The sequence below is a fragment of the Candidatus Saccharimonadales bacterium genome, assembly GCA_035945435.1.
In the GTDB taxonomy this organism is placed as follows: domain Bacteria; phylum Patescibacteriota; class Saccharimonadia; order Saccharimonadales; family DASZAF01; genus DASZAF01.
In genome coordinates, this window is sequence record DASZAF010000004.1 from 1 (window position 1) to 22,301 (window position 22,301).

General features: G+C 48.8%; 21 protein-coding genes and 4 tRNA genes. 18 read left to right on the top strand and 7 right to left on the bottom strand.

The genetic code is table 11. The annotated features are described in order from the left end of the window. The 5 genes from VGS28_00445 to VGS28_00465 form a co-directional block, all read left to right on the top strand. Positions 1–805: hypothetical protein (locus VGS28_00445; GenBank protein ID HEV2412261.1), on the top strand; the 805-nt coding region annotated here is incomplete at its 5' end. Positions 806–891: 86 nt separating this feature from the next. Beyond that, positions 892–1,905 carry a hypothetical protein gene (locus VGS28_00450; protein HEV2412262.1) on the top strand — a complete coding sequence of 338 codons (1,014 nt, stop codon included), beginning with the start codon at positions 892–894 and terminating at the stop codon, positions 1,903–1,905. 22 nt (positions 1,906–1,927) lie between these two features. Continuing rightward, positions 1,928–2,839, top strand: coding sequence for an alpha/beta hydrolase (locus VGS28_00455; GenBank protein HEV2412263.1), 912 nt, complete (start codon positions 1,928–1,930; stop codon positions 2,837–2,839). Between the two features lie 69 nt (positions 2,840–2,908). Beyond that, positions 2,909–2,982 (top strand) — tRNA-Cys (locus tag VGS28_00460). 4 nt (positions 2,983–2,986) lie between these two features. Next, positions 2,987–3,071, top strand: a tRNA-Leu gene (locus VGS28_00465). Here VGS28_00465 and VGS28_00470 read toward each other — a convergent pair. Both VGS28_00470 and VGS28_00475 read right to left on the bottom strand, forming a co-directional pair. Further along, entirely contained in the window at positions 3,050–4,609 is a 1,560-nt protein-coding gene (locus tag VGS28_00470; protein ID HEV2412264.1) for a recombinase family protein, read from the bottom strand. The two genes, VGS28_00465 and VGS28_00470, sit on opposite strands and share 22 nt — an antisense overlap. A 678-nt stretch (positions 4,610–5,287) precedes the next feature. Continuing rightward, positions 5,288–5,515 (bottom strand): helix-turn-helix transcriptional regulator, encoded by a 228-nt coding sequence (locus VGS28_00475; GenBank protein ID HEV2412265.1) that lies wholly within the window; start codon positions 5,513–5,515, stop codon positions 5,288–5,290. 102 nt (positions 5,516–5,617) lie between these two features. Here VGS28_00475 and VGS28_00480 point away from each other — a divergent pair, with 102 nt between their 5' ends. Further along, positions 5,618–6,346 (top strand): hypothetical protein, encoded by a 729-nt coding sequence (locus VGS28_00480; protein ID HEV2412266.1) that lies wholly within the window; start codon positions 5,618–5,620, stop codon positions 6,344–6,346. Between the two features lie 143 nt (positions 6,347–6,489). Next, positions 6,490–7,506, top strand: coding sequence for a hypothetical protein (locus tag VGS28_00485; GenBank protein HEV2412267.1), 1,017 nt, complete (start codon positions 6,490–6,492; stop codon positions 7,504–7,506). Positions 7,507–7,530: 24 nt separating this feature from the next. Here VGS28_00485 and VGS28_00490 read toward each other — a convergent pair whose 3' ends face one another. The 4 genes from VGS28_00490 to VGS28_00505 form a co-directional block, all read right to left on the bottom strand. Next, positions 7,531–8,382, bottom strand: coding sequence for a hypothetical protein (locus VGS28_00490; protein HEV2412268.1), 852 nt, complete (start codon positions 8,380–8,382; stop codon positions 7,531–7,533). Positions 8,383–8,427: 45 nt separating this feature from the next. After that, positions 8,428–9,057, bottom strand: coding sequence for a hypothetical protein (locus VGS28_00495; protein ID HEV2412269.1), 630 nt, complete (start codon positions 9,055–9,057; stop codon positions 8,428–8,430). 363 nt (positions 9,058–9,420) lie between these two features. Continuing rightward, positions 9,421–10,584: a hypothetical protein gene (locus VGS28_00500; protein HEV2412270.1), complete on the bottom strand. Its 1,164-nt coding sequence runs from the start codon at positions 10,582–10,584 to the stop codon at positions 9,421–9,423. Positions 10,585–10,683: 99 nt separating this feature from the next. Further along, positions 10,684–11,289 (bottom strand): helix-turn-helix domain-containing protein, encoded by a 606-nt coding sequence (locus VGS28_00505; GenBank protein HEV2412271.1) that lies wholly within the window; start codon positions 11,287–11,289, stop codon positions 10,684–10,686. Between the two features lie 158 nt (positions 11,290–11,447). Between VGS28_00505 and VGS28_00510 the strand changes: the two genes are divergently transcribed. The 4 genes from VGS28_00510 to ligA are packed head-to-tail and all read left to right on the top strand — an operon-like array spanning position 11,448 to position 15,920. Beyond that, entirely contained in the window at positions 11,448–12,008 is a 561-nt protein-coding gene (locus tag VGS28_00510) for a LemA family protein (protein HEV2412272.1), read from the top strand. A 25-nt stretch (positions 12,009–12,033) separates the two neighbouring features. Then, on the top strand, positions 12,034–12,909 hold the full coding sequence (locus tag VGS28_00515; protein ID HEV2412273.1) for a M48 family metalloprotease: 876 nt from the start codon (positions 12,034–12,036) through the stop codon (positions 12,907–12,909). 1 nt (position 12,910) lies between these two features. Beyond that, positions 12,911–13,945 (top strand): hypothetical protein, encoded by a 1,035-nt coding sequence (locus VGS28_00520; protein HEV2412274.1) that lies wholly within the window; start codon positions 12,911–12,913, stop codon positions 13,943–13,945. Next, complete coding sequence (ligA, locus tag VGS28_00525) at positions 13,893–15,920, top strand: NAD-dependent DNA ligase LigA (GenBank protein ID HEV2412275.1); 2,028 nt, start codon at positions 13,893–13,895, stop codon at positions 15,918–15,920. The genes VGS28_00520 and ligA overlap by 53 nt, the downstream gene beginning before the upstream one ends. A gap of 4 nt (positions 15,921–15,924) precedes the next feature. Here the strand turns inward: ligA and VGS28_00530 are convergent, their stop codons facing one another. Continuing rightward, positions 15,925–16,053, bottom strand: coding sequence for a hypothetical protein (locus VGS28_00530; GenBank protein HEV2412276.1), 129 nt, complete (start codon positions 16,051–16,053; stop codon positions 15,925–15,927). 171 nt (positions 16,054–16,224) lie between these two features. Between VGS28_00530 and VGS28_00535 the strand changes: the two genes are divergently transcribed. From VGS28_00535 to VGS28_00565, 7 genes are all read left to right on the top strand, one after another. Next, positions 16,225–16,362, top strand: coding sequence for a hypothetical protein (locus VGS28_00535; protein ID HEV2412277.1), 138 nt, complete (start codon positions 16,225–16,227; stop codon positions 16,360–16,362). Between the two features lie 175 nt (positions 16,363–16,537). Then, a tRNA-Ala gene (locus VGS28_00540) sits at positions 16,538–16,613 on the top strand. A 200-nt stretch (positions 16,614–16,813) separates the two neighbouring features. Continuing rightward, positions 16,814–18,598, top strand: coding sequence for an LCP family protein (locus VGS28_00545; GenBank protein HEV2412278.1), 1,785 nt, complete (start codon positions 16,814–16,816; stop codon positions 18,596–18,598). A 57-nt stretch (positions 18,599–18,655) separates the two neighbouring features. Next, a tRNA-Ala gene (locus tag VGS28_00550) sits at positions 18,656–18,732 on the top strand. Between the two features lie 58 nt (positions 18,733–18,790). Beyond that, positions 18,791–20,230: a hypothetical protein gene (locus VGS28_00555; GenBank protein HEV2412279.1), complete on the top strand. Its 1,440-nt coding sequence runs from the start codon at positions 18,791–18,793 to the stop codon at positions 20,228–20,230. A gap of 17 nt (positions 20,231–20,247) precedes the next feature. After that, positions 20,248–21,528 (top strand): UDP-N-acetylmuramoyl-tripeptide--D-alanyl-D-alanine ligase, encoded by a 1,281-nt coding sequence (murF, locus tag VGS28_00560; GenBank protein HEV2412280.1) that lies wholly within the window; start codon positions 20,248–20,250, stop codon positions 21,526–21,528. A gap of 153 nt (positions 21,529–21,681) precedes the next feature. Then, the coding region (locus VGS28_00565) for a class I tRNA ligase family protein (GenBank protein ID HEV2412281.1) at positions 21,682–22,301 on the top strand (620 nt) is incomplete at its 3' end.

Consider the following 22,301-nt stretch of genomic DNA (forward strand, 5'->3'; position numbering starts at 1 on the left):
GGACGTTTATCATTCGGGCACGACTATAGGCGGACTGACGACTAACGCGGCGACGATTAGCCAGTCGGCAACGTCAGCATCTATCGGGTTCTATCTAGATGACCAAAGACCAAATTATACTGGTCTCGTTGAAGATGAGTATGGATCAGGCTCGAAGAGCCAAGCTACGACCTTCACGAGCGCAGTAGGCAGTAATTTTGCTACCAACTTCAATAACGAGGTTATCTTACTATTTGCCATAATATCTCAGGGCGCAGCAACCATCAGTAGCGTCAGCGGTGGTGGTTTTACATGGGTCAACGTGGGTCGCGCAAATACCAACAGCGGTTCTGTCGAGCTGTGGCGTACCTTTGCACCAACACCGACAAACTTTTTCCCCACGGTTAACTACTCCGTAGGCGTAAAGTCTGTCAATAATCTCTTGATCGGCTTCGTAGGAGCTGATATCACCGGCACCAACGGGTCAGGGGCGATAGGGGCTTTCTCAACCGGGTCTTCAACAAATGCCGCCCCGACTATCTCCGTCACGACAACAAGAAATAATTCATGGGTTTACGGGGCGGTTAACGATCCAGTGGCCAATTCGACAAATACGCCCGGTACAGGTCAGGGGGTAATCCGATCGGTAGGTGATTCTACAAATGTCTGCAAAAGTTGGGTGCAACGTCAGAGCGCCATTACGACAACGAGCGGGACAAACGTGACGATCAACGATACGGCTCCGACAACTGATAGCTGTAATATATTGGCGGTCGAAATTCTTCCCGCCGTTCGTCATAACTTGGCTGCGACAGGAGTCGGCTAGTTGCAAAGCTAGTCACGCAGTGGTACTCTTTGCCACAATACATCAGGAGGATCAACGCCTCGCTTTGTTAAGGAGGGTCTCTGATCGTGGGATATGTCGGTCAGTCGCTACGCGACGTCTACGAGTGTCAGAGATATGGCTGCCAAGCACTAGAGTCAGGACTAGAACCTGAAGAGGCTCGGCTTCTTCGCCGGTCTCAAGGGCTTCGACTTGGCGTTGTCTCCCTGGGGGCGACGACGATTAACAGTCTTGCCCATGGTGCAGTGCGTGTGGCCGAGCTTAGTCCTGAAGCGGCTGCACTCCGGCGCAAAGTTGCCAATGACGCTGTTATACTGACAGCTGTCTTTAACACAGCCGATGAGATCGTCGATGCGCGGTCAGATGCAACGGCCAGGGACCGGGCTGTTTTTATAGATAGAGTCAGGAGCGCGATACTTACAAGCACATTCCCTAAGCCTGTCGACAACCTGCCAGACCACGATCTCCAACGAGCCGTTTTCGCTGCTTCACGTCTGGCTTACCGATGTCTTGGTCTTAGCAACGACGTTCGTCGTGCGAAGGCAGGGATGATCCTTCAGAATCTTCGACACCAGATCCTGGCTCAGCCTGAGTCAACTGACCCGGGTGAGCTTCTCGACATCGGTCAGAGGACATTCGGCCACTGTCTTGAAATCCTATTTCTGCCGACTCAGTTTGCAGACGGGGAATATTATTCCCGTGTCAGTCGTGCTGCGTGGCAGATAGGTAGGTACTGTGGCCCGCTTGATCACGGCAGTGAAGTTGTTGGTGATCTGCGTGACGGAACCCGCACCTTCGCTACCCAGCTGATTAAGACCGATGGCCCAAGCTATAGGACTATTGCTCGGATCCGAGAGATGCGTGAAGACAACGCTTCGGATGCATACAGACAGGGTATTCAAAATCTAGAGACTGCGGAACAGAGGGAGTTGTATCGTACGCTCTGGAGACTGGTTCGCACTCACTATGCCCTCCAGCGACTTGACCTCAACGCTGTAGAACTAGCCGATCGGGCGTACAAAGGAGCTGGCAGGAAGCTCTTAAGGGTTATGGGAGTCTCGACAAAAGACCTAGAAGCCTAAGCCGATCTGCTATTCTGGTCCCATGGCAAGTTTTGAAAGTAAGATCCTCCACATTGTCCAGCGGCTCTCGAGGTTAATGCCAAGCGAATATCCAATAAATGATGCAAACTTGGCGGCCAAGCGAAGGGGGTTCAATCAAAAAGCCAAACTCATTCCGGTATCTGATTGGGTTACCATTACAGACCAGAAGATCAAGGGTGTGAAGGCAGAGTGGATCGAGGCTCCCGAGTCACGGCCGAACAGTATCATGCTCTACATGCACGGAGGCGGTTTTGTTCTTGGCGGCAGCCACCTGCATCGTGATCTTATCTCTAAGATTGCTCGAGCAGGTAGAGTACGAGCTCTATCCATCGACTATAGTCTGGCGCCAGAGCACCCTTTTCCGGCGGCCCTAAATGAGGTGATTACAGCCTACAAGTGGTTGCTTGCTCAGAAGTTTAAGCCTGATCACATTATCATCGCGGGCGACTCGGCCGGAGCAGCCCTGACTCTGTCTGCGCTCCTGACGATTCGCAATAACAAACTACCTCTCCCAGCCGGAGGCGTCGTCATTGCCCCTCCTACGGACGCCACACTCAATAGCCTTACGCCGTATAGCAAACGCAAGATACGGTTCCATATCGGTGGTACGAGTTTGCCTTACTTTATCTCGTCGTACTTTCAAGATACTCCTCGTGACGATCCGATCGCGTCACCGATCCACTCGTCTCTTAAAAGCTTGCCGCCGCTCCTTATCCATGTCTCGGACCAAGAGCTCCTCTATGGAGATTCGACTGCGTTTGCTAAGAAGGCCAAGCGCCAAGGTGTGGACGTTGACATGTACATTGCGCACAACCTGCCGCATGTCTGGCATCTCTTCAGTAAGTTCCTTCCTGAAGCTCGTGAGGCGATTGAGGACATAGGCGATTTTATTCGCGAGCGAATTCCTGATTAAAAGTAGTCGTGACACGAGCTAAGTAATCTGTTCGGGTGGGATATTATTGAGTATAATACGAGACGAGATGGCGCCTTGGCGGAGTGGTTACGCATTGGTCTGCAAAACCAAGAACACGAGTTCGATTCTCGTAGGCGCCTCCATTATGGGGATGTGGTGGAATTGGTAGACACGCATGCCTTAGGAGCATGTGCCGCAAGGCGTGAAGGTTCAAGTCCTTTCATCCCCACCAGTCGCTAGTTCTGTCACCTTGACGAGACTTGCAAATGGTTCATTCCAGAGGTACTCAACTATTTTTTCGTTGTCTACACGTAGGTTCAAAAACAAAATTCGGCATAAAGCGTCTTTTTCGACAGCGGAGCCAGCTTTCATCTTGTCAGACGCTGTTTTTATTAGGTTCAAAAACTCACTTTTTTTAAGCTTGATTCGACTTGGACTTACGATCTTTTCTTCAAGCTTAGTAATATCTGTATCTAACAATTGTAGCTCGTGAGCATTCTTGTTGATCTGTTTTTCGTTGGCAATGTAGATCGGGGATTTCTTATCATATTCCACGATCTCCAGTGAACGCTTCTCAACATCACTGGCAATATGCTTGCGGGCGCCTCGAAGACTTTCAATCTTTTGTTTGATCTCAATGATTTTCTGATCAGTCTTGCCATCTATAAACGCGCTGTAGCGTGCGTAGGCCTCGTTTGTAAGCTCTATATGGTCGAGCAGGTCGTTTATACTGCCGAACACATTACGTGCCCGTAGTGACTTAGGAGAGCGTGTACAGTGAGGGCTATCACACCTATAGTAGAGGTTATGCTGACCCGTGTGCGATTTGCTTTTACCAGTAGCCATATATTTCGGGCTATTGCATATTGCGCAAGAAACCATGCCCCTGAGAGGGTAGAATGTCTTTCGCTTCTGTGGTGAGACATCTCTGGTGTGACCTCGACTGATTGCCTGTACCTGATTATATACTTCCTCGGTAATCATTGGTTTGAAGTTGCATATATCTGGTAGCCAGACCGTTTGCCCTGCTTGTTGGAGTAAGCCGTAGTAAAACGGGTCTTCCAACATTTTGCCAACCGTATGAACACTAGGCTTAATAACTCGTCGTTTCTTGGATTTTGTGACCCTATGATAGCCTTTTTTAACGAGGTAGTTCTTTATGGTTTCGCAGGTTTCGCCTCTATAACGCATCATCCACGCTTCGCGTACAGGATCGAAATATTGATTAGGCTCGTAATAGCCCGTTATCTCATCCCTCTCATAGCCCCATTTTGGGCTACCCGATGATCTACCTTCCGAGAAGTTGCCTCCAACTCCACGACTAACCTTATCTGATAGGTCATCTGAGTACTGCTTAGAGAAGACAAAGAGCATTCCAAGAAGCATTTTGCCGTTTGCATCGTTACTGAACTGATGACTATGAAAGCGTATGTCTTTTAGGACGTCCTCATCTAATAATTGGATAATCTGGCCGCTTTCCAGCATGTTGCGGCTTAACCTGTCAGGGTGCCAGCAAAGCACGGCATCATATTTCTCGGCCACAATATCTTGGATCATCCCAAAAAACAGAGGGCGTTGCCCCGGCTTTTTGGCTGATTTAGTCTCTCTTATGACATCAACAACGTTAAGACCAAGCTCATATGCAAGTTTTCGGCACTCTTTTATTTGGTCATCAATTGAACGAACCTGTCTGTTTTCATCCTCAGTCGATTTTCTTGCATAGAGCACGTATCTGAGGGTCTTTATGTCGACTTGTACGCGACGTGCCATGTTTGGATTCTAGCACCTAGAGCTCTATAAAAAGATACGACCGCCGTTATTATCAGATATAGAGATTTCATTTAGTTTGGCTAATGAGTCGTCAGTATCTATCTTTTGCAAGACGTCAACCAAATTGACCAAATTCTCATCGTTTTGAGGGGTCCTGTCTTGAGAAGCTAGTCGTATCCCCGGCGTCTTAACAGATATAACAGGTCTACTCTCAACAAGTACACTATTAGACCTTTTATTTCTATTACTATTACTACTTCTAGGCATCCTATCTCCGGCTATAGATCGCCATTAAATGGCGTGCGGAAATTGAATGCCTCTCTAATATTCTTCTCTATACACAGCTAGGCTGTCTAGTATCACCCAACAGGGGTAGAGTACTGATACTATTGTTAAGTCACTAAAGATACTCCTTGATATACTCCACCCCTGTTAGCTCTTTCTATTTAGGTCGCTTTTAACGATAAATACGACATTTACGTATGATAAACAAAAACAAAAATAAAAGGCTTAATCGATTAGAGTCTATTTTTAACTGACAATAAACGGTCACATGCCCTATCTGTTGTCCCTGTTGATTATTAGCTAAAAATTTTTGTGCACTACTTGAGAGCGCAATCTATTAATATTTACGAGTACTGTATGGAATGCGACGGGTACTATAGGGTAGCGTAGGTGTCAAAGATTGGCAAACAAGTCGCGTATGTTGACGTTTAAAGCATTGGCTATGGCTTGAATGGTTGAGAGACGTGGCCAACGTCTACCATTCTCTACGAAGGCAATAGTCATACGATCTAAGTCAGTCTTCTCAGCCAGTTGTTCTTGAGTTAACGACTTACTAGTTCGTATACGAGCAACATTCGCCCCAAACCGATGTAAAGCCGTTTTCTCACTACTGAGAGCCATATCCATAACGATATGGATTGTTTACAGTGAGTAACATTTACAGTTTGTAAACAAAGTACTCTGGTGGTAGTCTGAAGCTATATACGGGGAGCGGAATGGACTATGCAAGATCATGGTTTTCTCGATCTTATAAGGGCTGATAGGCGAGTGAGGGCGAACAAGAGGCCTTACTACATACTTGGGGTTTCGCTGATAATCCTACTGATCTTCTTAGGCGTGAGCTTTTACCTCTATACAACAGCGAAAAACAAAACGATCACCTCAAAGCTTGCGAGTAACCAGATGGAGGCAACTAGTCAGTCAAATACAACGCCCGCTAATAGTTCCCATGCAAGCAGGACTGATGCGCCCCAGCCAGGTGTATCGCAACCAACTTACACAAATAGCCTACCGCAGGAAGCAGTATCAGCGCCTGTATCGACTTATCAGCAGCCGCTCTACACTGTCTTACAGCAGAGTGATGAGAGCTTATATGAGAACATGTTCGCGTTGTTCAGTGAAATGGACTCAAACATCGCCAATGGGAACTATAGCGGCGCATACCAGATAGACGTTAACTATGATAACTCTGCATCGGTTTCCGTAACTGAGATTAACCCTTTAGAAATGTCAGACTACTCCGACTATAGCAACTCAATTACGGTAAACATAGGTAAGATATACCCAGTCATGACTGATGCCGATAGTCATTACGAAAGCGCAATCATAGACCTCGAGACTATTGGAGATCCCGCCAATCAGATTGTTGAACAGAATGCCCAGAACAACTTGGCTACCGCGCATAGCGATCTAAGCCAGGCGCAAAACTACTACTCACAGATTCCAAAGTAGGATATGTCATAATATATTTCTAACTGGGGTCGGGAGTCTACTTGACAAGTCATTTTAGCAAAAGGACATTCTAGTACCCCAGTTAGCTATGTCGCATAAATAAACATTTGTACGACGTAAGGTCACAGTGAATAATGATAGCCATGAATGATAAAGAGGTTGAGCGTAAAAAGATACTGGGTGCCCTTGGTAAAAGGATAACGCTAAAAACATGTTATAAAGGCGGCACTCACTGTGGCGGTGAAATTATCAAGGCACACTCAATCTCGAGCAAAAGAATTTTACGAGCAATTGCCGAAAATGGGTACTTAATGACGCCCGTAGCTGACCCAACCGGAAGTTACATAAGGTACACCATGCAAAAGCAGGGCATAAATAAGACCTCTGTCTTTACAGGTATGTGTGGACTGCATGATAAGGTATTTGAACCTATTGATAACAGTCCATACGGTGAGGGTGACACAAAGCAGGAGTACTTATTTGCATATCGAATAGCGGCAAGAGAGTACTATACCAAAGCCGTCCAACTCAATGCTTATCAGCTTGCGGGTAGACTTGTTTCTGGAGAGGAGAAGCCAGTTCCGGGGTTTGATCATGAGAAGTTTGTTGGTCACGAAGACTTCTTTGATTGGATGAGCTTACTGTCAGACGTAACCGCGTCATCTCTGGATATGATGGAGGACATCAGGTTATACTTGAATAAGAACTACGACAACCATGCATATCACAGAGTTTCTACTCAAGTCTTAAAGTTTGATTTATCTAATATTGCAGTAGCATCGGGATTCCTTCTAGAAGTAGGCTTTGACGGAGAAGAAATTAACGACATTAGGGCTGAAAGGATGTCATATACACGACCGATTTATTTAACGATTTTTCCACAAGGCAACAAGACCTTTGTTTTGGTGAGTTATTTAACCAGAAATAAAAGGCTCTTGGCTCCATTTGTAGAAAAGCTTGGCCTACTAAGCAAGGATGAGCAAAAGGTTGTCGTGTCTAATCTGATTGCATGCCACTGCGAGAACACATTTTTTAAGCCTACATATTATGAGTCGTTGGCGAGTAAAACAAAACAACGGTTCGTAAGCTTATTTGGTAAGGCAGTACAGTCTGAAGCTACTAGGATTATCGAAGACAATAGTCTCAACATATTCGAATGACAGTGAATAGCCATAAGCTCGCCATTACGAAGATTTCTTACTAGGTTTCTTTTTTCTCTTTGTGGCTTTTGCTATCTCTTCTGAACTTTGCTTAATGTTTTCCTGCATACCCTTTTTTACTGATGCAATGTAGTCCGGCAGCTCCTTAGTAAGTTTTTTTTTGCTGTAGTGTCTAGTAGAAGACCAGGGTAAGGGCGTTGAGAGCCACCATGCACGGTGTTTTCTGATGTACTGTATTTTTCCCAAGAGCTCAATCGCAGTGCTATCTGCTTTGTTGATAAAACCCTTTATCTCTCCTAACTGACTTATGAGCTCCGTGGAGTTACTCTGATAGCTCATTTGAAACAGCATATAATCCACTGCGTTCACCTTTTTTGTTGCAAGGGCATCACTAATAAGCTTTTCAACAAATTCCTGTAGTATCTCTAAGTCCAAGTTGATTTTCTCGACATCGGCAAAGTAGTTGAAGGCATCGTTAATAAAATCTGTATTCTTGAGGTTTTGTAATTTGATAATCCCGACAGGGACGGGCACGAACTTTAAGAATGATGGCCTCTTTTTATACTTTAGGGCTTTAATCATCTGGTCGGTGACATCAAGATTTGTGCCAATTAGGTTGAGATGTTTATTAAGTAAGTACTCAAGCTCAACTGTGGTGTCTAGGCTTAACTTCTCACGTTGTTGCAACCTTGTGAACAATTCGCCGTACTTAACGAACAAGTAGGCAAAGGCAGCTCCACCAAAGGCGGTTATGAAACTGTCTCGGGCTGCCGCTGACTTAATGCTGTCGAATGTCATTGCGAACAAGATGGCCATGATTGCGGTGGCTATGCCGATTAATCCGACTATGGCAATGAATTGTAAAACACGCTTCATTATGGTGTGATTATACTCTCAGAAGAAAGCTCAATCCACTCCTCGCTACCCAATGGTATTGGCTATCAGCATGTATTTTTTGCTATCAGATATAGCCGCATGTATTTCTGCCAGAGTTTCGTGCTCTTCTTGGCTATACTCGAAGACGTTATCATCATTACATAACGCAAATGCTGATACTTCTACGGTTAACCTTAGAGCGTAGTGATTTGTTTTAGCAATTGACTCGTCATCGCTGACTAAACTGTAGGATCCTCTGGGGTCTTGTGAAGAGTAGTAGAACGAGTAACGGACGGACTTGTAGGCTGGGTGATGTGGTTCAGATAGCACATGGTTAGCATGGCTGCTTCCGACCCAGTGAAGTCGGTTTTCGCTTTGATAAAGCTCTCTGTTTTTCTCCTCGGCTTCTTTTTGTTCCTTTTTCATCTTTCGCAAGTTCGTAGGTGCAGTCCACATTTTCCCTTCAAACCAATCCTTTGCCATACTTGCTGATGTAGTTTTACGGTTAAGGTACGCGATTAAGTCTAATATCTCATAGGCATACCTTTCGTTTTCAAAAATCAGGTCACTTGCGTGTGAAGCCTTAGCAGCTTTAAGGATGGAGCTGTTTTGTGCAAGCGACGCACCTTGTAGTAGCCATATAGCCCACTTCTTACTCTTATTCTTGCGACCCATACGCAATCGCAACTTCTTATGGAAGTCACTGAGTAGCCTGATATAGTGTTCGAGTTCATTGATGTGGTCGGTGCTAGAAAATATTCGGTTGTCCACTAAGCCTCTATTCTATAAGTTCAAACAGCTTCTTGCTAACTTCAACTAATACTCATACATCTGTTGGTTGGGTACTCTTGCCGCTTCTCTAAGTCGCTGCCTCCAAGATACAGCTGGATTATCTATTAACCAGTCAACTATACTATTTAGTGCGAGTTCAAAACTTCTCGCTTCACCTCCACCAAGCGTATTCACTCTGAGACGTGACAACGCATAGAAGTCGTAACGTTGCTCCTGTCGCCACATGAATGAGAAACGTTAGTAGATCTAACCCCCCGAAGGAAGCGCACGCTTAACTTCGCAGTATGCCCGATATTTATCCATTACTGTCGCTACATACTGCGCATGATCGGCACCTCCTAGATCTCGCATATGAGCTAAATATTCAGCCCAGGCTTTAGCGGTTCTTGGTCGCATCACTCCACCTCGATCGTTCAGCGATACTGATGTCGCTGAACTATTTTTGCCAAGTTGAGCTGCTGCATCCATGACAGGTATCTTCATGTCCCGTAACTCTTGACGTAAAAAGCGAAGAAATTCTGGAAGATCATAGATTGGGTCAAGCAGTCTCTCTGCTGCCCGAGGATCACCAAGAATGACGCCAATTGATAACCGGGCAAGTCGAAGATAGGAATAGAGGTCTTCGTAGTGACCTTCGAGTGTAGCTTGTGCCCTTTGGCGTCGGATACTGCTTAATGAATCTACATAATCTGATGCCCTTTCAAGGCCGTGCAGTATGGTGGCACCTACCGTTCCTATTACGGGGTTAAGTTCGTCTTGGGTTGTGCAAGGTGGAGGTAGCTCTTGATGATCTGTTGGTGGTACTTGATGCATACCCCTGGTACTCCCTGCTTGTTCATACTCTCTATGCAACTTTTCGGCGGTTGCTATGTACGCTTCCCGGTCGTCACCGCGCAGTCCAGATTTGGCTGCCAGTGCCCGCGCCATACCGATCACTATCCGTCGTTGCACGGCAGGGTTGCTATTATTAAGCACACTTGATATCTCGGAGACGGGGACTCCCATCCGATGTGCAATAGCACGTTGGGTTGCTCCCGAGTTTTCATACTCATAATGCAGCCATCGAAGAAGAGCGGGATAGTCACGTAGCGGGTCTACTATCCTTTCTTCGGCATCCGGCTCTCTAAGCAGCGCATCGAGCGCCAGGGTGGCTAACCTGTCACCCCTTTCCAGATTCCCTCGGTTTTCCTTGATCGATCGCCGTGCTATGGAGGCCTGTCTTGGAACATATCGGATAATATGCCCAAACGTTCGTGCTTGACCTTCAAGAACTGTCGCCCGAACAAGTCGCAGCGAAGAAGTGAGCTCGGCAGGGTTACTTGCAGGCGAAGTATCTAAGGCTCTACCATAAAGCGCCATTATTGCTGGATCAGGGTTATTCGGGATTCCCGAGAAAGCTCTATGTATCATCTTTACATTATCTAACCTGCGTAGCGTTACTACAGGGGAGTTTGAGTATCGGCTCCGGCAAGCAACAAGTTAATCTTTTGAAAACATGGTGGTCGTCGTTTAAGATCTGCCAGGTTCTTTTCGTTCCTGCGACTCGAGCCACAGTCCTTCTACTCTGGCGATGTATCCTGTGAGTTCTTCATCCCTGTGCCCTTCGAGTCGACCAAAGTAAGTTGCCGCCTGAGTCATTGTCCTTTGTCGGGCGCCCAAACTGCCTCGCATGAGCCTTGAAAGTTTCGAGGGGCTCCATTTTAACTGTCGAGCTATGACATCCTGTGTACGACCAGTTCTGTCTACGCTTTGGGTTAACCATCGCGCAAACGGGGGACGGCCCCTGAGCGGGTCTATCATTTCTTCCAATGCACCAGGTTCCTTAACTGAGACCCTGAAACATACCGCCGCCAGACTGCCAAGTGCGACCAGTCTGTCCATGTTATGTCGATGCAAGTCTCTCACACGGTCGATCTCCCCCATGTCGTTGCTGTAGACTGCATGGACGGCAGCAAGAGCCCCGGCGTCCAAAAGAACCTTCTCAATGGTAGCCAACGCATCATCAAGTCCCTCCCTACTTACTCCAGAGGGAGTTACGAGCTGATCTAATTCAACGGCACGAGATGGTGTGACGCGTTGAGGTAGCCTTAATGCTTCCTCGCCTGGGTCTGTCATGAGTAACCTGCCATATTAGTGACATATTATCAATTTTAATATGTTATAGCAATCTTCTCTACTTTTATTACTTCTTAGTTCAGACAATTTCTTGCCGAGTGCATACCGGTGTAGAAAGTGATATTATTAAAGAGGTATAAAGAAGGACCTCTTATTTTATGACTGTACTCTATATTGTTATCGCAGTTTTAATTATTCTGGGCTTGGTTATTTGGGCGAGCTATAACTCGCTGGTCAGGCTCAAGGTGCGCGTCGACGAAGCATGGAGCGACATTACCGTCCAGCTGAAGCGTCGTTATGACCTTATCCCTAACTTAGTGGAGACGGTCAAGGGTTATGCCACCCACGAAAAGACTGTTTTTGAAGATGTCACCAAAGCTCGTGCTAATGCCATGAACGCCCAGGGCGTTGCTGAGACCGCCAAGACCAATAATCAATTTGAACAGACGCTTAAGAGTCTCTTCGCCGTGGCCGAGAACTATCCGCAGCTAAGGGCGACCGAGAACTTCCAGCAACTGCAGTCGCAGCTTACAGACACCGAAGACAAGATCATGGCTGCACGGCGCTTCTACAACAGCGGGGTGCGCGATCTTAACACGAAGATCCACGTCTTCCCGACAAACGTCTTTGCCAAGCGTCTTGGCTTTAAAGAGCGTGAGTTCTTCCAGGACGAAGATGCCTCCGAGAACCTCCAGAAGCCCGTTGACGTCAAATTCTAGAACCTCTTAACCATTAGGGACAAAAATGTACGAAGCAATTGCCTCTAATAAGCGACGAACCATCTATCTGATGATCTTCTTTGTGGCGCTCATCACTGGCCTCGCGTACCTTGCCAGCCTCTACTTCGGTAATGTTAACATCACCATTATCGCTATCGTGGCCGCTCTTATTTACGCTGTTGTCCAGTACTTCCTGGCCGCCAAGTTAGCCCTGGCTGTTAACGGCGCCAAAGAGATCCAACGCTCAGATAACCCAGATCTCTTCAATATCGTCCAGAACCTAAGTATCGCCGACGGCCTGCCTATGCCGAAAGTCTATATCATGGATGACCCGTCACCCAATGCTTTCGCTACTGGTCGCGATCCCGATCACGCTGCCGTGGCAGTCACCAGTGGTTTGCTTGAGATCATGAATAAGACCGAACTTGAGGGGGTCTTGGCTCACGAGATGAGCCATGTTAAGAACTATGATATTCGAGTAATGATGATCGTCGTCGGCCTGGCCGGAGCAGTCGGTTTTATCGCTGACATAGTCCTTCGCTTCATGTGGTTTGGTGGCGATGATCGAGATGAACAGAGCCCGCTCGTCATGATTGCCGCCATTGTGGCCGCCATCATTGCTCCGCTTGTTGCGATGCTCGTCCAGCTGGCTATCTCTCGTCGTCGAGAGTACTTGGCAGATAGCTCGGGAGCTCTGCTGACACGCTATCCACAGGGCCTTGAGAACGCCTTGATTAAGATTCGTGATCATGGAGCGCCGATGAGAACTCAGAATACAGCCACCGCACATCTCTTCTTTGCTAATCCGCTTAGAGGTTCGTCATTCCTCGGTCTGATGAGCACCCATCCACCTATCGACGATCGGATTGCCAAACTACGCAAAATGGAGAGTAAACTATAGTATGAGCGCGAAAGAGGAGGGGAGTAAAAAAGACGTCTCCGTCAGAGGTGCGTTAGGCCTCACTGATCGTCTTCTTAACAAAATACGGACAAGGCTTGGCGTGACAATGACTGGCAGCTTCAAGCTCGACAAGCACAACCAGCGTCCACTCGTACTACCCGTTAAACCGGCCCGGTGGCTGATCAAAGAGACCTTCGCACTCCTTAAGCAGGAGTGGCGTCTCTTTCTAGGGCTAGGCCTACTTTACGTACTCATCTATGCCTATATAGCTGCAGGCACACCAGGGCTTAGTATTGCCACCCTACGCCACACTCTCCAAGAGTCGAAGATCACGGGCATCGCCCAGATCGCCGCAACTGCTGGCACGGCAATCGACGGCAGTATCCAGACCAATAACAGTAACGGGCCTTTTTACGCCACCTTCCTGACAATCACCTTTTCGCTAGCCACTATCTGGGCGGTCAGGCATATTATTGCCGGGCATACAGTCAGGATTAGAGACGCTCTTTATAATGGGACGGTCTCCTTTATCTCGACGTCGATGCTCCTGGTGGTACTGTTTCTCCAAATGTTGCCGATCACGTTCGGAGTCTATCTCTATATCGAGGCTAAGGCCAATCATATCCTGACCGGCGGGGTTACCGACATGGTCATGTTCCTAGTGACGGCCTTGCTGACAATACTCTCGCTCTACTGGCTAGCTTCGACCCTGCTTGCGCTGGTCGCCGTAACGCTTCCGGGGGTCTATCCGGGTTCTGCCCTCAAGGCGGCTCGAGACTTGGCTGCCTATCGGCGGTGGCATATCGTCATGCGGATCTTATCGTATGTAGTTATTATGGCACTCGTCTGGGTGGTCGTCTTGGCCATCACAGTCTCCAATCCCTTAACGGTGATTGGGGCCGGCTTTATGATCAATCTCCTGCGCGGCTTTACGATGATCACAGCCGTTGTCTATATATATAAACTCTATCGGTCATTAGTCGATGAAGCAGATGAACAGGCCTCAAGCAGCAGCGCGAATCGAAAAGCTGCGTGAGCTCATAAACGAATACCGTTACGAGTATCACGTTCATGACAGATCGATCATGGACGAAGCGGCTGCAGACAGCCTTAAACATGAGCTAAGCCAACTCGAGGAGCAATTTCCAGATCTTATCACTCCTGACTCACCGACTCAGCGGGTAGCAGGCGCGGTTCTATCCAAGTTCAAATCGGTTCCTCACACTGAAAGGATGATCAGCCTTAACGATGTCTTCAGCCGAGAGGAGGTCGAGGCCTGGCTGAAGCGCATTACAAAGCTAGCCAACCAGCCTATCAGCGAGTTCCTAATAGATATCAAGATGGACGGCTTTAGCTGCGCACTAGTTTACGAAGACGGGGTCTTTGTTCAAGCCGTAACGCGAGGTGACGGTACGGTTGGCGAAGATGTAACGGCTAACGTTAAGACGATTGAATCTGTTCCTCTACGACTGAGTGACGTCACGGACTTTGTTAAGGGTAGGCTTGAAATCAGGGGTGAGATTATCATGACGAAAGATAACTTCACCACGCTCAATGCTGATCGTCAGAAGAAAGGGTTGCCGCTTTTTGCGAACCCTCGCAACTTAGCGGCCGGGACCATCCGTCAACTTGATCCAAAACTGGTCATGGAGCGCCCCCTGCAGTTCAGATCGTATGACATCATTGTCGGATCGAATGATCGACGACAAACTGAGATATCCACGAACATTGAGGTCTATGACAAGCTGACCGAACTTGGCTTTATCCGTAATCCTATGGCCAAGATGGTCAAGTCCATCGATGAGATCATGAAGTTTGCGAAGACATGGGAAGACAAACGTCACGATTTACCATTCAATACCGATGGGTTGGTCGTCAAGGTTAACGACCGGAGGCTCTTTAGACGGCTCGGTATCGTTGGGAAAGCTCCACGAGCGGCAATTGCGTACAAATTCCCGGCCGAACAGTCAACAACCAAAGTTAAAGACATCTTCGTTAGTATCGGCCGAACAGGTGCAGCCACCCCAGTCGCTGTCCTCGAACCCGTCGTCGTTGCAGGTAGCACTGTCCAGATGGCGACACTTCATAACGAGAACGAGGTGAAACGCAAAGACATTAGGATCGGCGATACTGTCATTATCCACAAAGCCGGTGATATCATTCCAGAAGTCGTCGAAAGCCTCAAAAAACTTCGCACTGGCAGAGAGAAAGTCTTTGTTATGCCCACCCACTGTCCGGAGTGCAATACCAAGTTGGTTAAGCAGGACAAAGATGCCGTTTGGCGCTGTCCGAATGTCCACTGTCCCGCGCGTCTTCAGAACCTGATCCAGCACTACGCCAGTAAGGCCGCCCTGGATATAGACGGTATGGGCGAGAAGAATGTAAATGCGCTTCTCGATAACGGTCTTATTAAGGATGTCGCTGATCTCTACGCTCTAACTGCTGATCAGCTGAAAAAGCTTGATCGGTTTGCCGACGTCTCAGCTAAGAAGCTTGTTGAGGCCATCGCCAGTAGTAAGCACCCACCACTGGGGCGTTTTATATTCGGCCTGGGTATTCGTCACGTTGGTTCACAGACAGCTGAGGATTTGGCCAATCACTTTCATAGCCTTGAGAAGTTCCGGGAGGCTACAGTTGACGAGCTGCATGGTGTCGATGGGGTAGGGGAGATAGTGGCCGAAAGTATCGTGGCGTGGTTTGGAACTGTCTCGCACCAGAAACTGCTGGCAAGGCTGGAAAAGGTCGGCGTGCGTCCTCAAATGGCTGCCGGTGCTGGAGGTCCACTGACGGGTAAGAGCTTTGTGATTACCGGAACGCTTGAGTCGATGGAACGGGAAGAAGCCGGGGAAGCGATTCGGGCTAAAGGCGGTACTTTTAGCAGCGGCGTTGGTAAGGCGACGAGTTATCTTGTTGTTGGTGAGAACCCCGGACAGAGCAAACGAACTCAGGCCAAGAAACTGAGCGTACTGGAGATCGACGAGAAAGCATTTCTAAAGCTACTTAACGCTTAATTTGCTAGTAGATCATGAGAATGGTATGGTATGCCCATGTCAGAGACGCCTGGGTATCCAGATCAGTTCGAGGTGGCTTGATGGTCGTCTCAGGTTGGGCCAGACCGGCCTGAGGGCCTTTATGGAGGTCCACAAAGTACCTCTTGTGGGCGGTGGTGTCCTTGACCATCGAGTGACAGTTATCAGTGAAGGTGGACGCCGCACGCAAGACACCCCGATGGTCTGCTTGACCTATCTCCAGTTTCTAGTATCCGCTGCATTCAGACCCAATGCTTTTGTTGGTACGCGCTTTGGGGTTGTAAGTATGATGCGAGGAAATGCGACCGAACAGTATGCGCAGGCCATGTACGATCAGCGTACAATCGTCGATACAGTCGACTGCTCGCACCTTCGCTTTGGTTCTGGACGTAAACATAGACGCCGGGGATTGGTTGCGCCATAAGCGCTTTCGGTATATAGTAATCACCAAGCGCGTGCGCAAAGGCTCTTTGAGCCGACTGATAAAACAAACACATTACCAAGACAAAAAGAGCCGGGTGGGCGCGCACGAGCCTGCCATGAATACTCACTCGATAAGAGAGTGAGCTTTTTGTATAATGGGCATGGTCATAGAACGAGGGGATATAGCTCAGCTGGTAGAGCGCTGCATTCGCATTGCAGAGGTCGGGAGTTCGATTCTCCCTATCTCCACCAATTGATCACTGGTAAAAGGCAATAAGCCCGGACTAATTTCAGCTGTTTCTCATCTTAAAAATGTATCGTAATCGTGACCGCAGCCACGCGTCGGCTAATCGGTCGCTCTCTACTACGATAAAGCGTGTATGGTGTGATTTAAACCGTGAGCATCATGTTTACGGTCACCGGCAAACACGATATAGTAGAGAGCATTATTTATGAATAAGAAGTCGCCAAACATCGACGGTATCTATATTCCGCGCCACAAAGCTGGCCAAGACTTCGCCTCTAAAGGTGCAGCGATTCCTCGCCGGGCCGCCCCGGTTGAAGGGGCTTCTACGCCCAAACTGACGCTTCCTAGTCCGCAAACGGAGAACGCTATGCCTGCACAGCTATCTGGTCTCGACATTACGCTAGATGAACCTGTCGAATCGAAGAAAGTCCGGCGACACAAGCAGCGACGAAAGGGGTGGCGTAAGGTCTTCCACAAACCATCACGGAAAGCCGTCCTCTCAACATTGGTCGCCATAGTGGTCTTGGTTCTAGCCGTCGGCGGCTACTTTGGCTACATCGCTTTCCACAACATCGACAAAATTCTTCAGGGGGGAGGCCACTCAGCCGCTCTTAATGGCAACTTGGCCGCACTACAGCACGAGGGGGACGGCCGGGTCAATATTCTAGTTGGTGGCTATTCAGCTGGAGATGCTGCCCATGTTGATGCCTCAGGTGGGGGCGGTCAATTCCTGACTGACAGCATGATGCTGGTTAGCATCGATCCCGTTAATGACACGGCCGATCTAGTCAGTATACCGAGAGACCTCTGGGTGAAACTACCAGGCTGTACACCGCTTGGCTATGGAGATGTCGAGAACAAAATTAACGCTGCGTATGAGTGTGGTGCCGGATTAAACGACCAGAATCCCAAAGCTGGTCTGACCTACATGTCTAAGATTGTCAGCGGGGTGACTGGTGTTAATGTCAACTATGCTGCGGTCGTCGACTACACCGCATTTGAAGACCTGGTTAATGCGGTCGGCGGTGTAACAGTAAATATCCAGGGGACTGATCCTCGAGGTGTTCTTGACCGTAACTTTGACTGGGTCTGCAACTACCACTGTTATGAGGTTAAGTACCCGAATGGTTCAGTAACCTTGAATGGTACGCAGGCGATGTATCTAGCTCGGGCACGAGGCGACACAGTCGCACCGCAATATGCGGGTTACGGTTTTGCCCAAGGCGACTTCGAGCGCCAGCAAAACCAGCGGCAGATGCTGATCGGGATCGAGTCTAAGGCAAAGAGTGTCTCGTTCCTAGCTAACCCCGTCAAGGTAACAGACTTCCTTAACGGTCTCGGCAGCAATGTCGTGACGAACCTGGACCAGGGTGATGCTCTAGCTTTAGCTAGGATCGTCAAGAATATGCCGAGCAGTAAGATTACTTCCGTCGGAATCCCCAACACCCTCCAGGGGTCATCGACACCGATATTGACGAGTGGTTACCAAGTCGGTGCTTCTATTGAAGAGCCGGTGGCGGGCCTCTTTGACTACAGTGATCTTCAAACGTACCTGCGCTCCAAACTAGTCGATCCATATATCATCAAAGAACACCCGACTATAGCTATCTATAATGGCACGACGGTTGCCGGCCTAGCTTCGACCGAAGAAGCCATCCTCAAATCCTACGGCTACAATGTTGTCTCGGTTGCAAATGCGCCAACTCAGGACTACACCCAGACCGTCTTTTATGACACAACCCATGGCGCGCTACCTGTCACTAAACAGTATCTGCAGAACAGGCTGGGTGTTAACGCCAACTACAATCTACCCCAAAGCTTCATGACGACTACGACGACACCATCAGCCGGTCCAGGCAAACCTGCAATAACCACTACCAAACCACCGGCCCAATACGTCATCATTCTCGGTCAGGACGCTGCCTCACAGCTTAATGTTGGTAGTGTGGATCCATCAGCTGGCGGGTCGAACAGCTCGTTTGGTGGGTAGGCCACAGGCAGACCTGCATTTTTCAGTTTGATCTGTTACAATATGTCGGCGAGACATGGGGCATTAGCTCAGTTGGCTAGAGCGCTTCAATGGCATTGAAGAGGTCATCGGTTCGAGCCCGATATGCTCCACCATTTTGCATTCCAAGCTATGCTATGCTGATGCGATAGCGGACCGGTAAAAATTACTCACATGGCCAAAAAAACCTCATCTTCTAAAAAGCCGAAGGGGCGAGTCAAGTCCCCTGGTGCACGATCGGCTACTCCAAAGAAAGAAGAGGTATTGGCTGGTGTACCTGAAGAATATGAAGCCCATCCCAACTCGGTCTTTTCACAGGCTGAACCGCTGCCACGTCAGACGAGCAAATTTGTCAAAGGATTTGCCGTCTTTCTCTTGATGGCCGTGATCATCAGCGGGGCCGGCGTAGCCGGGTGGCTCTGGTGGCAGGACCACCAAGTGAAATCCCAGTTCGACATCACTGGCGTTTTCGATACGGCTCTGAAAAACAGCCTCGATACACCCACCTTTACAGAATCTCTCTCCCTGTCCGGTGGTGTGCCAATCCCAACACGAGTCCGCACATATGATTTCAGTAACGGCCAGAACTCAAAGGCCTCTGTCAGCAATCTTGCCTACGATTCAAGCGGCGACACGCTCGACCTCGTCATCATTGGTGGTGACTACTACGTCAAGACTCACTACTCTCAGGCGACTCTAAATTCCGTCTCGGGTAACCAGCAAGTGGCCTACATCCAGGCTAATAATCAATGGGTCAAACGAGTAAGTAACAACCAGGAAGTAGAAGATAGCATTACCTCTCAGCTCGGTCCGATGACGCCGTTTGCAACCGCTCAATATCTCATACCAGACGCGATGATCATCGGGGAGTTTGACGGCCATGATCGCCAGACCCTCTATAGCTATGCCGTAGATAACGGCGTCTACCGCATTCCTTCGTTTGCTCCGGCTGCAGCCAATGTCGATGGCCAGAGCACCTGGCACTACGTGATCGCTCTGAGCAAGTCGCGGCTTGCTCACCTCAACCAGATTGCTGGCTCACTACTTGGTATCACCGACAATGTGCAGTTGGCGCAGCAGTATGTCGCGCAGGCACCTGGTACGATCAACGTCTGGATCGGCCAGCATAGCGATAGGGTCGTTCGCTACAGCTACGAACTCGGCGGTGTTAGCTACACCTATGACTACAGCAATGTCGGCAAATCAGTTGCCATTAAAGCTCCACCAAGCACTATCAACGCCTCAGCCACCCCACTTGGCACACAACCTGCGCCTTTAAACCCAAATACGCTGAGTGATTCTCAGATGACTTCGGCCGTCTCACAGTTAGATACGGCGTTAATCGGTACGTTGCAGCCTGGTAGCGGTAGCAGTCTACCAACTGATCAGACGAGCCTTGACAGTTACATGCACGTCTTTCTGCCAGTGTTCTCGACTGAGGGTGTATCGGTCACCTACGGCAATGGCTACCCGGGCCAGAATCAGATCGTCTATCAGACCCATGCCGTCTGCAACCCGATGACGGCTGGAACCTACGTTTCGAACGAACCCAACTCCTTTGCCCTAGTGACAAACACCTCTACGGGGCTGTATTGTATAGACAGTGCTAGCTAGGAGGGACCTTACTGGACATGTTTAAGAAGATTATCACCAATCTTTTCTCGTCATTGGCGGGGAAACTTTTGACAGTTCGGTCGCCTAAGGTGGTTGTAGTGACCGGTAGCGTCGGTAAGACGTCTACCAAAGAAGCTATTGTTGATGTTCTCCAGACCCATTACAAGGTAGCGACGACTAAGGGCAATTTCAATATGGAGGTGGTTGTGCCGTTGGCCGTCTTGGGCCTAGGGCTGCCTTCTGCTCTCCATAGTCCGCTTGCTTGGGCAGACCTTTATCTTAGGGCGCGAAGGCGTCTCAAAGAGCCATATGAGTTTGATGTTGTTGTTTTGGAGCTTGGTGCCGACCATCCTGGCGATCTAGCCCACTACACACGTTGGATCAAACCGACGATTGCCGTTGTGACAGGTGTCTCTGATGAGCATCTCGAATTCTTCAAGAATGTCGAGGCCGTTGCCAAAGAGGAATTAACGATGTGCTCGGTCGCCGAGACAGCGCTTCTCAACCGTGACGATATCGATTCTAAGTACGATCAGCTCACTCAGAACAAGAAGATACTTACCTACGGGCTCGATAGTAAGAATACGTACCAGTTCACGCCGAGACAGTTTACTATTCACTACGGATATGACGGTTCGTTCTCGGGTGAAGGATTGACCAAGTTCAAGAGCCAGGTCAGAGTTGTCGGCCAACACAATCTTCGCTCAGCCGCGGCCGCTGTGGCTGTCGGCCATCTACTAGATGTCCCGGTCGATAAGATCATGCAAGGAGTTGAAGATATCCAGCCAGTACCGGGTCGCATGAACCTCTTGCAGGGAGCGGAGGGGTCAATCCTGATCGATGATAGCTATAACTCAAGTCCGCTGGCTGCCAAAGCGGCACTTGATACTCTCTACTCATTCAAGACGGATAATAACGAACGGATCGCCATTCTCGGTTCTATGAACGAGCTCGGGGAGGCGTCAGAGGAGGCCCATAAAGAGCTCGGTGCTTACTGCGACCCCAGCAAACTAGACTGGGTAGTGACGGTTGGCCATGATGCCAATGAGTGGTTGGCTCCTGCCGCTGAGAGTAACGGCTGCCGAACCAAGACGTTCCTCTCGCCGATTGATGCCGGAGAGTTTGTCCGCCGTCTCCTTGCAGATGGGACGGTCGTCCTTATTAAAGGCTCTCAGAACAGAGTCTTTACCGAAGAGGCTACCAAACTTCTGCTTCGTGATTCGGAAGACGAGAAGCAACTGGTCCGCCAGAGCCTCTACTGGGAGGAAGTTAAGCGTAAACAATTCAGCGGTCTCTAGTAGCCTGGGGATCTTTATCTGGTATAATACGGGCAAGACATGAAAGCTCTATTCACTGCGCCTAGTCTCAACGACCGTCAGCTACTCCCTTAGGGGAGATAGATCTTTAAACTCGAGCTGATATCAACGTTAAAATAAGAGCAGATTACATCTATGAAACGCTATATCCCTAAAGATATTGAGCCGAAATGGCAGAGGGTATGGGAAGAGACGGGAACGTACACGACCGACCTTGAGAGCGACAAGCCCAAGTATATCGGCATGAGCATGTTCAACTATCCCAGTGGGGCCGGTATTCATATTGGTCACGCCATGAACTACACCATTAGTGACGTCAAAGCTCGTTTCAAACGCCAACAGGGTTTTGAAAGTTATCATCCGGTCGGCTGGGACTCATTCGGCTTACCTGCTGAGAACTACGCTATTAAGTCGGGCGTCTCTCCCCAGGAGAGCATGGCGACCATCATCCCCGGCTACCATAAACAGTACAGAGCGATGGGTTGGAGTAACGACTGGGAGAAAGAGATCTCCACACATCTACCCGAGTACTATAAATGGACACAGTGGATCTTCAGCCAGATGCACAAGCACAAGCTGGTCTACCAGGACGTGCGGATGCAGTGGTGGTGCACCAAGTGTCAGACAGTGCTAGCTAATGAACAGGTAACTGCTGAAGGTAAGTGTTGGCGCCATGAGGGGCCAGATGATCCTATCGTTGAAAAACGTGAGGTCAAGCAGTGGTTCTTCAAGATAACTGAATACGCCGACGAGCT